Below are 12304 nucleotides of genomic sequence, written 5' to 3'. Positions count from 1 at the left end.
ACCTCATCAAATTTAATTGATGAGGTTTTTTATTTAATTTATGTCTATTTTTAATTTTAAATTAAAAAACAGACATATGAAATTAGTTTTCAGCCTATTTTTTATAGCATGCATTTGCTGTACCACCAATGCTCAAGGCATAGCTGTATTATCTCAAAAGGAACAATCTAAAGTTATTGATCAATGGCTTGGAGAACGTATAGAAACAGTCTTGCCAAAACTAATGGACCGTTCTGGGATAGACATGTGGTTGGTGATTTCTAGAGAATACAATGAAGATCCAGTTATTAAAACTTTTCTGCCAAGCACATGGTTGGCGGCTCGGAGGAGGACTATACTAATGATGTATAAGCCTGAAGGAGAAGATGAGGTGGAAACTTTGGCAGTAGCTAGGTATAATGTGGGCTCATATTTTAAAAAAGCATGGGATCCTGAGGTCGAACCAAACCAATGGAAGCGATTGATAGAGCTTATTAAAGAACGCGATCCAAAGCAGATCGGTATTAATACTTCTGAAGATTTTGGACATGCCGATGGCTTAAACCATACCGAATACAAAATGCTGATGGAGTACTTGCCCAAATCCTACCAAAAGAAAGTAACTTCTGCAGAAGCCCTTGCCGTAGGTTGGTTGGAAACAAGAACACCTTCAGAAATGGCAACGTATAAACACATCCAAACTATAGCTCATCATATTATCCAAGAGGGTTTATCGGAGCAGGTGATTACTCCAGGGGTAACCAGTACTACAGATGTGGTCTGGTGGTACAGAGATAAAATTAAAGAGCTTGGTCTAGAAACTTGGTTTCATCCTACGGTAGATATTCAAAGAAGCAGTAACGAAAGCAAGGAACATTTGAGAACGTTTGATACTAATTCAGATCCAAAGATTATTAGGCCTGGTGATATTTTACATATGGATTTTGGTATCACCTACTTAAGATTGAACACAGATACGCAAGAACTCGCATACGTCTTAAAGCCAGATGAAAAGGAAGTTCCCCACTATCTTAAAGAGGCTCTTGCCGTTGGAAATCGGTTACAAGATATATTAACGTCCAATTTTAAAACTGGCAGAACTGGAAATGAAATCTTAGAAGCAGCTAGATCTAAGATGAGTTCTGAAGGTATAATCGGCACTATTTATACTCATCCCATGGGATATCATGGACATGCTGCAGGACCTACTATCGGGATGTGGGACAATCAAGGTAAAGTACCGGGTTCTGGTGATTACGAACTCCACCCAAATACGGTGTATGCGATAGAGCTCAACGCTGAAGTTTACTTAGACGAATGGGAAAAGCCTTTTAGGGTGATGTTGGAAGAAGGTGCTTATTTTAATGGGCAAGAAGTCATTTATCTGAATGGGAGACAAAAAGAATTTCTAACGATTCCTAGACAAAAGGCGTATCTAAAAAACTAATATTTAGAATTTTATTTAGGTTAATAGGATTTTATTCAAAATAAATTTTAATTTAGTCCCATATTACAATACAAATGACAACTCGTTTTTATATTTATTTCAACTTTTATTTTGCTAGTCTAGCGAAACGGGGTTGATATGAAATAAATTCATTATCAAATATACAAAGCCTCGTTTTTTACGAGGCTTTTTTAATTTATAGAATTGAAAATAGCAATACAAGGAATAAAAGGATCTAATCACTATAAAGCCCTTACAGAGCTTTTTGGAGAAACCGATGTCGAGGCTTTAGAATGTATGACATTCCAAAAACTCGTTCAGGCTATCATAAGTGATGAATGTGAAAAAGGAGTGATGGCTATTGAGAATTCTATAGCAGGGAGTATCCTTCCCAATTACCGCCTTATTTTGGACCATGATCTTCAAGTGACTGCAGAGCATTATCTAAACATAAGTCACAATTTAGTGGCTCTGACAGGACAGAAATTAGAAGACCTAAAAGAAGTGAGGTCTCACCAAATGGCATTGCACCAGTGTAGCCATTTTTTTGGAAACCATAGCCATATCCATCTTGTTGAAGATGTAGACACAGCGCTCCCCGCTCAGCAGCTTGCAGAGCAACGCCTGTTTGGTGTCGGAGCCTTAGTGCCAAAAGGGACTGCAGAACTTTATAATTTAAAAGTGATTGTGGAAGATGTCCAAAACTATAGCGCTAACGAAACCCGTTTTGTCGTTATCGAAAAACTAGGGAACTCAATTAAAGAAGTGAACAAAGCCACTCTAAAATTTGAAATAGCCCACGAATCGGGAAGCTTAGCAAACGTCCTTAATGTCATGGCAGATCATGGATTAAACTTAACGAAGATCCAAAGTATCCCCATTCCTGAGGAAGTATGGAAGTATGCCTTTATTGTGGACGTTGCATTTACAAGTCTAGAACATTTTCAAGACGCTTTTAAAGCCATATCAAACCTTAGTATCAATCCGACCTGTGTAGGTCAATATAAAAGTGGAAAGTCATGATTTCAGTATCCAACCGACTCCAGAAGACAGAAGAGTACTATTTCAGCAAAAAGCTGAGAGAAGTTGCTCAACTTAAAAAAGCAGGAAAACCGATCATCAATTTAGGAATTGGAAGTCCAGATTTAGCGCCCCCTCAAGAGGTTGTTGACGAATTGGTGAAGGCGACAACACAACATGGGGCCTATCAATATCAAGCCTATAAAGGTTTAGATGAATTGAGACAAGCGATGTGTGGTTTTTATGGAAATCAGTATGCGGTCCAAATTGATAAAGAAAACGAGGTGCTTCCGCTGATGGGGTCTAAAGAAGGAATTTCTTTAATTTCAATGGCTTTTTTAAACGAAGGAGATCAGGTTTTAGTCCCTAATCCAGGATATCCCACTTATCAAGCAGCGACTAAGCTTTTGAATGCTGAACTTATCTCGTATGATTTAACAGAAGGAAATGCGTGGCATCCAGATCTTGAAGCGCTTCAAAAATTAGACCTAGCCAAGGTGAAGTTGATGTGGATCAACTATCCAAATATGCCCACAGGTCAAGCAGCAGATAGAGTAAAACTACAAGAGCTGATTCATTTTGCAAAAGCTAATAAAATCTTGTTGGTCAATGACAATCCCTACAGCATGGTCCTCACCGATGATAAATTCTCTATTTTTCAACTGGAAGGAGCCAAAGAGGTCTGTTTGGAATTAAACTCGCTCAGTAAGTCTTACAATTTAGCAGGATTCAGAGTTGGGTTTTTAGTGGGTCATTCTGAATTTATTTCAGCCGTATTAAAGGTGAAGAGCAATATGGATAGTGGGATGTTTTTTCCTATTCAAAAGGCAGCGACCAAAGCTTTGGAGCTAAAAAACGACTGGTTTGATGCTCAGAATACTGTTTACAAAAAACGCAGGGCTATCCTTTGGGAGATGTGTGAAACGTTAAACCTGAGTTTTGATAAATCTGCAGTTGGACTTTTTGTGTGGGGCAAAGTGAATTCTTCTCAATCTGCAAAAGAACTGGCAGATGAGCTCCTATACAAAAGAAATGTATTTGTAACCCCCGGTGATGTATTTGGATCTAATGGGTCTAATTATCTCCGCTTTTCATTATGTGTTTCTGAGGAGGAACTTAGCATTTGTAAAGAGAGAATCTCAAAACTTGAAACTGTATGAAAATAGGATGTATAGGTTTAGGTTTAATAGGAGGATCTTTTGCCTTATCCATGAAGAGAAATTTTTCAGATGTCCAAGTTTTTGGTATGGATAAAAATTCTGAGCATCTACAAAAGGCCTTAACCTTGAATATTATCGACCAAGTTTTGGAAGAGTCAGCATGGTCTGAAATGGATGTTGTCATCCTCAGTATCCCTGTGGACCATGCCTCTCTATTATTACAAGAAATTTTAGATAAAATTCATCCTCAAGCTTTGGTGATGGATATGGGGTCTACAAAAGGACAGTTATGTGAAGCGGTCGCCAAAAACCCGAAGCGGCATCAGTTTTTGGCTGCTCACCCTATCGCAGGGACTGAATTTTCTGGACCTGAAGCTGCTTTTGATTCTTTATTTGATCACAAAACCATGATTTTATGTGAGGCTGAACACACAGAGGTTAGTCTCTTACAGATAGCTAAAAGTTTAATTGCTCCTCTACACATGACGTTAAAATATATGGGGGCCAAAGCCCATGACAAGCATTTAGCCTACGTCTCTCATTTGTCACACATCAGCTCCTTTATGCTTGGTAAAACAGTGTTGGACATTGAAAAAAACGACCGAGATATATTCGATTTGGCAGGGAGTGGTTTTGCCTCTACGGTTAGACTAGCCAAATCCAACCCTGTAACCTGGACGGCTATTTTTAAAGAAAATCAAGAAGAAGTCCAATACGCCTTGGAAGAATACATACAGAATTTAAAAGCTTTTCAGAAGCAACTAGAAACTCAAAATTATAAGGGTATACATCAACAATTGGCGGAGGTCAATGACTTGAAACCCATTTTAAACGGAATCATAAAAAAAGAAGAGAATGGAAATTAACACAACACAAAGACAATGGTTAACTGACTTTAATTTAGATCATCCTCTAGTTATTGCTGGACCTTGTAGTGCAGAAACAGAAGAGCAAGTGGTCAAAATAGCTCAGCAATTAAAAGACACTGACACCAGTATCATGCGAGCGGGAATTTGGAAGCCTAGAACCCGCCCAGGGAATTTTGAAGGTGTTGGAGCTATTGGTTTAGATTGGCTGAAAACCGCTAAGGCGGAAACTGGTCTTAAATTGGCGACTGAGGTAGCCAATAAAACTCATGTAGAAATGTCGCTTAAAGCTGATATTGATGTCCTTTGGATTGGAGCTCGAAGTACAGTAAGTCCTTTTATTGTTCAAGAGATTGCAGATGCCTTAAAAGGAACTGATAAAACAGTTTTAGTGAAAAATCCTGTCAATCCAGATTTAGCTTTATGGTTGGGAGCTGTAGAACGTCTTTACGATGCGGGTATCAAAAACTTGGGAGTTATTCACAGAGGCTTCTCGACTTACGAGAAAACTAAATATAGAAATAATCCCGAATGGCAAATTGCTATCGATTTACAGTCGGAATACCCAGATTTACCTATCATTCTGGATCCCTCCCATATTGCAGGGCGACGTGATATTATTTTTGACATTTGCCAGACTGGACTTGATCTTAATTTCGACGGAATTATGGTGGAAACTCATTTTGATCCAGATAATGCTTGGAGTGACGCTAAGCAACAAATTACTCCTAAAGCCCTCGATCAAATGACGGTAGACTTGAGAATGAGAAAGGAGTTTACAGAAGCTACAGCTTTCCAAAATAAACTTCAAACCCTAAGGACCAAAATAGATGTAGTTGATCATCAGTTGATAGACCTCTTGGGAAAGCGAATGAAAATAGCAGACGAGATAGGTGACCTTAAGAAGAAAAACAATGTAGCAATTCTTCAGACCAAACGTTGGAATTCTATTCTGGATACTATGATTGCTGCCGGAGCTGAAAACAATTTAAGCAAAGAATTTATAACCAAATTTTTAAAGGCCATTCATGAGGAATCCATCGGTCACCAGCATAAAATTATAAGTGAATAGTGTTGAAGATCGATACCAAAAGAAAAGGAGATCTTTTTAATTTTGCTTCTTCTTAAAAAGATATGATTAATGATGATATTCTTATATTTAGGATGTAGAAGGGGCGTAGCCCTAATATCTCGTTAACTTAGGGGCGTAGCCCTGCGATCGTCGGGCTGATGAGTGGCATCATGAGTAGGGGGCGTTAGCCCTGTAATCTTGGTAAGGGGCGTAGCCCTGATATCTCATTAACCTAGGGGCGTCAGCCCTGTAATCTTAGTAACCTAGGGGCATTAGCCCTGTAATCTTGGTACCGATGGCAAATACATACACACAATTATACGTCCAATTTGTTTTTTCTGTAAAAAGACGACAAAACCTAATCAAAGAATCCTTCAGAGACGAATTGGAAAAGGTGATGTGCGGCATAATTACCAACCAAAAATGCAAAACCTATGCGATCTATTGCAATCCTGACCATACACACATCTTCGTAGGGATGCATCCAGCGATTTCTCCATCTAAGCTTATGGAACAGGTAAAATCAGGCTCTTCTAAATGGCTTAATGAGAAAAAATTCATCTCTGGTAAATTTTATTGGCAAAATGGTTATGGGGCTTTTACCTATTCCAAATCCCATATCGACAGGGTGGTAAAATATATTTTGAATCAGCCTGAACATCATAAAAAGCAAACGTTCAGAGATGAATATTTGTCACTTCTCAAAAAATTTGAAGTCGAATATGATGCAAAATATTTATTTGAATGGTATGATTAAGAAAGATATCAGGGCTACGCCCCTAGATTATAAGGTAACGAGCGTTAACTCTAGCATCTTAGTCAGGGGCGTAGCCCTGATATCTTAGTTGGGGCTTTGCAGTCTGTGTTATGAAGAGATCAGGGCTACGCCCCTATATTATAGGGTAACGAGCGTTAACTCTAGCATCTTAGTTGGGGGCGTAGCCCTGATATCTTAGTTAGAGGGGCGTAGCCCTGATATCTTAGTTGGGGGGCGTTAGCCCTTTCAAAATCTCATAATTTAGTACAGATAAAATCAAAATAATGCTATTTTAAACTCTGTTTTTCGCTAATTTTATACTTCAAAAACTGCTTCATGTATATTATTTTCGATACCGAAACCACAGGATTACCTAAGCGTTGGAATGCGCCAATCACTGATACCGACAACTGGCCTAGAGCTATACAAATCGCTTGGCAAGTTCATGATGAGTGGGGAAATCTTGTAAAAGCTAAAGATTACTTGATTCGTCCTGAGGGATTTGATATCCCCTACGATGCAGAGCGCATTCATGGTATTTCTACTGCCTTGGCTCTGCAAAAAGGGGAGTCTTTGGACATGGTATTAGCAGAGTTCAATGAAGCCTTATCAGAATCTAAGTTTGTGGTTGGGCAGAATGTTGGTTTCGATGTAAACGTGATGGGAGCCGAATTCCATAGAGCTCAACTAGAATCTTTAATGGCATCCATGCCTGTATTGGATACCTGTACAGAAAAAACAGCTAAGCTTTGTCAAATTCCTGGGGGGCGTGGAGGAAAATTCAAACTCCCTACATTAACTGAATTACACCAATATCTTTTTGGACAGCCTTTTAATGAGGCTCATAATGCGACAGCAGATGTGGAAGCGACGACACGTTGTTTTCTGGAGCTGATCCGCACGGGAAATTACACAGAAAATGAACTACAGGCAGAGCGTAGTTATCTTCAAGAATTTAAGTCTAGGCATACGGGGCCTCTAAGTAAGGTTGGTCTTAATCATATTAACCTTAAAAAAGCTTCTGCTCAATTAAAAGCAAAATTAGAAGCAAAATCAGAAGAAAGCGGACCTTCTAAAGCAGAGCTTGATGAGAATTTAGAACAACTACAGGAGTCTAGTTTTGTTCATCTTCATAACCATACTCAATTCTCCGTCTTGCAATCTACGATGGCTGTCCCAGATCTGGTAGCGGCAGCGGCAAAACACAATATGCCAGCAGTAGCTATAACTGACCATGCTAATATGATGGGGGCATTTCACTTTGTGAATGCTGTTAAAAAACACAATTCCGCCATTGCCAATGATTCTGAAAACACTTCACAACCTATAAAACCGATTATTGGTTGTGAATTTTTTGTGTGCGAAGATCATACCGATAGAACTCATAAAGACAATGGCTACCAAATGGTGATTCTAGCCAAGAATAAAAAAGGCTATCACAATCTAGCAAAAATGTCTTCTATGGGCTTTACCAAAGGCTTTTACTATATCCCTAGAATTGATAAAAAGCTTATTGAAACCTATAAAGATGACCTCATAGTTTTATCGGGAAGTCTCTATGGTGAAATTGCTAGTAAACTTTTAAATCTTGGAGAAAACCAAGCAGAAGAGTCCTTGGTCTGGTGGAAGGAGACTTTTGGCGATGATTTTTATGTAGAAATTATGCGTCATCAGCAAGAAGATGAAGAGCGCGCCAATGAAGCTTTAATTCGACTTGCCAATAAGCACGATATCAATTTAGTAGCGACTAATAATACCTATTACGCAGATCAAAAAGATGCCAATGCGCACGATATTTTATTGTGTGTTAAAGAAGGGGAGAAGCAAGCCACTCCTATAGGTCGTGGCCGTGGTTACCGTTACGGACTTCCGAATGACCAGTACTACTTCAAGTCTGCTGAGGAGATGAAATCTCTTTTTAAAGACTTACCTCAAGCCATTTCCAATACAGAGGCTATCGCCAATAAGGTTGAAGCCTTTGAACTGGCTAGAGAGGTATTATTACCGGCTTTTGTAATCCCAGAACAATTTTTGGACGAGGCGGATAAAACAGATGCTGGTAAGCGTGGAGAAAATGCATACTTAAAGCACCTCACATTCGAGGGGGCTAAAAGGCGTTACGGAGAATTAAGTGAAGAGATCAAAGACCGATTGGATTTTGAACTTTCGGTCATTGCCAATACAGGTTATCCTGGTTATTTCTTAATCGTGGAAGATTTTATTCGCGAAGCGAGAAAGATGGGAGTTTCGGTAGGTCCAGGACGTGGTTCTGCAGCGGGTAGTGCAGTAGCCTATTGCTTGAAGATTACCAATATAGATCCTATAAAATACGACTTACTTTTCGAGCGGTTTTTAAATCCAGAGCGAGTGAGTATGCCCGATATCGATATCGATTTTGATGACGAAGGACGAAGTAAAGTAATGGATTATGTGATTGAGAAGTACGGTCAAAATCAAGTTGCACAAATTATCACTTATGGAACAATGGCAGCTAAATCTGCTATAAGAGATACCGCAAGAGTTTTGGATTTGCCTTTGTATGAGGCTGATCGCATTGCCAAATTAATTCCTGATATGTCCAAGCTAGGGAAAATCTTTAGTATGAACGAAAAGGAAATTCGGAAGAAATTTAGATCCGAAGAAGTGGATAAAGTCTTAGAACTTATTGCTATTTCAGAACAAGATTCTCCAGAAGCTGAAACGGTAAACCAAGCTAGGATTTTGGAAGGTTCTGTGAGGAATACAGGCATTCATGCTTGTGGAGTTATTATCACCCCAGATGATATTACTAAGTTTGTTCCCGTCTCTGTCGCAAAAGATTCCAACCTCTATGTTACCCAATTCGACAACTCAGTGGTAGAAGATGCAGGTCTTTTGAAAATGGACTTTTTGGGGTTAAAGACCTTAACCCTAATTAAAGATACCGTTGAGATTGTAAAAGCACGCCACGAAGTCGATCTAGATCCTGAAGCTTTCCCACTAGATGATGAAAAGACCTATGAGCTCTTTCAACGTGGAGAAACCGTTGGGATTTTTCAATATGAATCTCTAGGAATGCAAAAACACATGAAAGATCTAAAGCCAACGGTGTTTGGAGATCTTATCGCGATGAATGCTTTGTATAGACCTGGGCCAATGGAGTATATCCCGAGTTTTATTAAACGGAAACACGGGGAGGAGGACATCTCTTACGATTTGCCTGAAATGCAAGAATATCTTGAGGAAACTTATGGGATTACGGTTTACCAAGAGCAAGTGATGCTGCTCTCGCAAAAATTGGCCAGCTTTACGAAAGGTGAAGCTGATGTCTTGAGGAAAGCCATGGGTAAAAAGTTGAAAGATGTCTTAGCTAAACTTAAACCAAAGTTTATTAATCAAGCAAAAGACAATGGGCACAATGAAGAAAAGCTAGAGAAAATCTGGAAAGACTGGGAAGCTTTTGCCAGTTATGCTTTCAACAAATCCCACTCGACTTGTTACGCCTTTGTTGCTTACCAAACAGCATACTTAAAAGCTCATTATCCAGCAGAATATATGGCAGCTGTCCTTTCTAATAATATGAGTGACATCAAGAAAGTTTCCTTTTTTATGGAGGAATGCAAGCGAATGCGTTTACCAGTTTTGGGACCAGACGTGAATGAATCTTATTATAAATTTTCAGTGAACAAAGACGATGCTGTTCGGTTTGGCATGGGCGCTATTAAAGGCGTTGGCGGAGGAGCGGTGAATACCATCGTAGAACACCGGAAGAAAGGTCATTACCTCTCTATTTTTGATTTGTCCAAACGCATCGATCTTCGAGCTGCCAACAAGAAAGCTTTTGAAAGCTTGGCTTATGCGGGAGCTTTCGATAGCTTGGGAGAAGTGCATAGAGCTCAATATTTTCAAGCTACCGACGGAGATTTAACCTTTCTGGAAAAGGTGATTAAATATGCGGCAAGGTACCAAGAGAATAAAAACTCATCCCAAGTGAGTTTGTTTGGTGAGTCGAGTGAAGTCCAAATTCCTGAACCAGAAGTACCGCCTTGCGAGCCTTGGCATTCCATGCGAACCTTAAAAGCAGAAAAGGAAGTTGTAGGTCTGTTTTTATCGGGTCACCCATTGGATGATTTTAAACTGGAAATCAACTCCTTTTGCAGGTCAAACCTAAAGGAAGTTGCAGAAATTGAAAATCACCTCAATAAAGAGTTATCCCTAGCAGGAGTGGTGACAGATGTAAATCACAAGGTAAGTAAAACCGGTAAAGGCTTTGCGACTTTTGTGTTGGAAGATTATAACGAAAGTCATGAATTTTGGATTTTTGGCGAAGAGTATTTGAAATTTAGGCACTTTTTAATTCAGGATAATTTCGTTCATCTTAAATTGAGGGCAACCCAATTTACAAATAGAGATACTGGAGAACCTGGGCGAACGCGTATTGGTTTTGTGTCTTTTAAACAACTTCAAGATGTCCTAAAGGAAAATGCCAAAAAATTAACGATCCAAATGAATGTAGATGACCTTAACGAGTTTCAAATAAAAGCCTTAGAGGATTTGTTCAAAACTCACTCGGGAGATCACTTGCTCAATTTTGTGGTGTATGAAATGCAAGCCAAGATTAAAATTCACATGCCGAGCAAGACACAAAAAGTACAAATTTGTAATGAATTGATTGATGAATTGTCTGAACAAAATATTAAATTTAAAATCAATTAAAAACGTAAAGTCTGCTTTTTCAAATCCAAACTTTATAAATCCTGAAATTATACGGGATTAATTGTGGTATTGAAGATTTTATTTTAGTTGCTTGTCTTTATTACTTAAATTAATATGACTATTGGATTCCTTGCATAACATTTAATTATTTAGATGTTATGCAATTTCTCTATGGTATAAGGTCCATTTTAAATTAGAAATGGAAAACTGGGTATCAAATGCAATAAATGTAATCATTAAGAGCATTATTGGCTTTCTAGGAGAGATCAATACCAATGTAAGAACTGTGAGCATAGAACATCTTTGAAAAATGATACTCTATAGCACAGAACTTAGCTTGCATACTATTAATCTAATTTTGTAATGATGCTTAATGATGTTCCACGGTAGAAAAAAGCTATTTTTCTTTAGAGGTATATCTACAATTAAGTCATTGCTACTATAAGCCTATGCGGTAGATGTTTCAAAAAATACGCTATGAAATGAGTAAAAGAGATGATAGACACACTCTTGTCGATGAACTTGATGAGGTTTTTTTGAAATAGAGCCTGGTAAGCATAGCTGTGAAAGAATTGCTATTGAACTTAAAGAAAATAAGGGTAAATATAAACGAGGAAAGGGAATCCAAAAAAAAATAGGAGTATTGTTAATGCCGAAATCGAAGACTGTCGAGCCATCGGAAAAATATAAAAATAAGCTAAATAAAAAGGTAGGGCATATAAAAGTGCAGTTATTGGAAATATTTCTTTAGAAACTACTAATAAGCAAATAGATAAAGCAATTGATAGACAATCATCAGCTACAACAGATGGGGTGAACAACTATAATGATATCAAGGAAAATTTAGCTAATTATGAATCATACCAAATTAAACCTATAATGTCGCAATAAATCGTTTTACCAAGACGAATTCGGCACAGGCTTTTTTCGCCTGCTTTTCATCAAAAATAATGACCGTAACTAAAGCTATGCTAATTACTTTTTAATTTAATCAATCAAAAAACCTCTGCTGAGCTACGTCGTAGTATAATTAAATTTATTTATATGACATTATAAATTTAATTTGGTATCAGTTGTAATGGATATAAAAAGCCAAACAGGGAATTTTTTACATTGGGTGCATATTGCAATTAGTAATGCAAAGAGAGTTCTAAGGGACATACACCAGTCTATTGGAAGCGATTACCTCCAGAGTTATCTCAATGAATTTCATTACAAATCCAACAGAAGATCTTTTGATTTGGTCTTTGAAAAGACAGTTATAGCAGCCGTTTCTTGTAAATGGAAAAGTAAGGTGTAGAGAATCTG

8 protein-coding genes are annotated in these 12304 nt (G+C 38.2%); all 8 read left to right on the top strand.

Annotated elements, in window-relative coordinates; genetic code table 11:
* Window positions 1-76 precede the first annotated feature (76 nt).
* Window positions 77-1426 carry a M24 family metallopeptidase gene (locus tag P700755_RS07650; protein ID WP_015024125.1) on the top strand — a complete coding sequence of 450 codons (1350 nt, stop codon included), beginning with the start codon at window positions 77-79 and terminating at the stop codon, window positions 1424-1426.
* A gap of 198 nt (window positions 1427-1624) precedes the next feature.
* The gene (locus P700755_RS07645) at window positions 1625-2449 is read left to right on the top strand and encodes a prephenate dehydratase (RefSeq protein ID WP_041758237.1); all 825 of its coding nucleotides are present in this window, start codon (window positions 1625-1627) and stop codon (window positions 2447-2449) included.
* Window positions 2446-3606, top strand: a complete 1161-nt coding sequence (locus P700755_RS07640; protein ID WP_015024123.1) for a pyridoxal phosphate-dependent aminotransferase — start codon at window positions 2446-2448, stop codon at window positions 3604-3606. The genes P700755_RS07645 and P700755_RS07640 overlap by 4 nt, the downstream gene beginning before the upstream one ends.
* Window positions 3603-4472, top strand: a complete 870-nt coding sequence (locus tag P700755_RS07635) for a prephenate dehydrogenase (RefSeq protein ID WP_015024122.1) — start codon at window positions 3603-3605, stop codon at window positions 4470-4472. The genes P700755_RS07640 and P700755_RS07635 overlap by 4 nt, the downstream gene beginning before the upstream one ends.
* On the top strand, window positions 4462-5544 hold the full coding sequence (locus P700755_RS07630; protein WP_015024121.1) for a bifunctional 3-deoxy-7-phosphoheptulonate synthase/chorismate mutase type II: 1083 nt from the start codon (window positions 4462-4464) through the stop codon (window positions 5542-5544). The genes P700755_RS07635 and P700755_RS07630 overlap by 11 nt, the downstream gene beginning before the upstream one ends.
* Window positions 5545-5839: 295 nt before the next feature.
* On the top strand, window positions 5840-6301 hold the full coding sequence (gene tnpA, locus P700755_RS07625; protein WP_015024120.1) for an IS200/IS605 family transposase: 462 nt from the start codon (window positions 5840-5842) through the stop codon (window positions 6299-6301).
* Window positions 6302-6637: 336 nt separating this feature from the next.
* Window positions 6638-10996 (top strand): DNA polymerase III subunit alpha, encoded by a 4359-nt coding sequence (gene dnaE / locus P700755_RS07620; protein ID WP_015024119.1) that lies wholly within the window; start codon window positions 6638-6640, stop codon window positions 10994-10996.
* A gap of 1078 nt (window positions 10997-12074) precedes the next feature.
* A complete protein-coding gene (locus P700755_RS07615; RefSeq protein WP_041758236.1) occupies window positions 12075-12296 on the top strand; it encodes a transposase in 222 nt (73 codons plus the stop codon).
* Window positions 12297-12304 lie beyond the last annotated feature (8 nt).

It is taken from the genome of Psychroflexus torquis ATCC 700755, from assembly GCF_000153485.2.
In the GTDB taxonomy this organism is placed as follows: domain Bacteria; phylum Bacteroidota; class Bacteroidia; order Flavobacteriales; family Flavobacteriaceae; genus Psychroflexus; species Psychroflexus torquis.
This window is presented reverse-complemented; position numbering and strand designations above follow the sequence as displayed.

Bases quoted from the DNA above. Each gene is read 5' to 3' on its own strand.
- P700755_RS07650 (WP_015024125.1), top strand. From the start codon at position 77: ATGAAATTAGTTTTCAGCCTATTTTTTATAGCATGCATTTGCTGTACC.
- P700755_RS07635 (WP_015024122.1), top strand. From the start codon at position 3,603: ATGAAAATAGGATGTATAGGTTTAGGTTTAATAGGAGGATCTTTTGCC.
- P700755_RS07615 (WP_041758236.1), top strand. From the start codon at position 12,075: ATGGATATAAAAAGCCAAACAGGGAATTTTTTACATTGGGTGCATATT.
- P700755_RS07630 (WP_015024121.1), top strand. From the start codon at position 4,462: ATGGAAATTAACACAACACAAAGACAATGGTTAACTGACTTTAATTTA.
- tnpA (WP_015024120.1), top strand. From the start codon at position 5,840: ATGGCAAATACATACACACAATTATACGTCCAATTTGTTTTTTCTGTA.
- P700755_RS07640 (WP_015024123.1), top strand. From the start codon at position 2,446: ATGATTTCAGTATCCAACCGACTCCAGAAGACAGAAGAGTACTATTTC.
- dnaE (WP_015024119.1), top strand. From the start codon at position 6,638: ATGTATATTATTTTCGATACCGAAACCACAGGATTACCTAAGCGTTGG.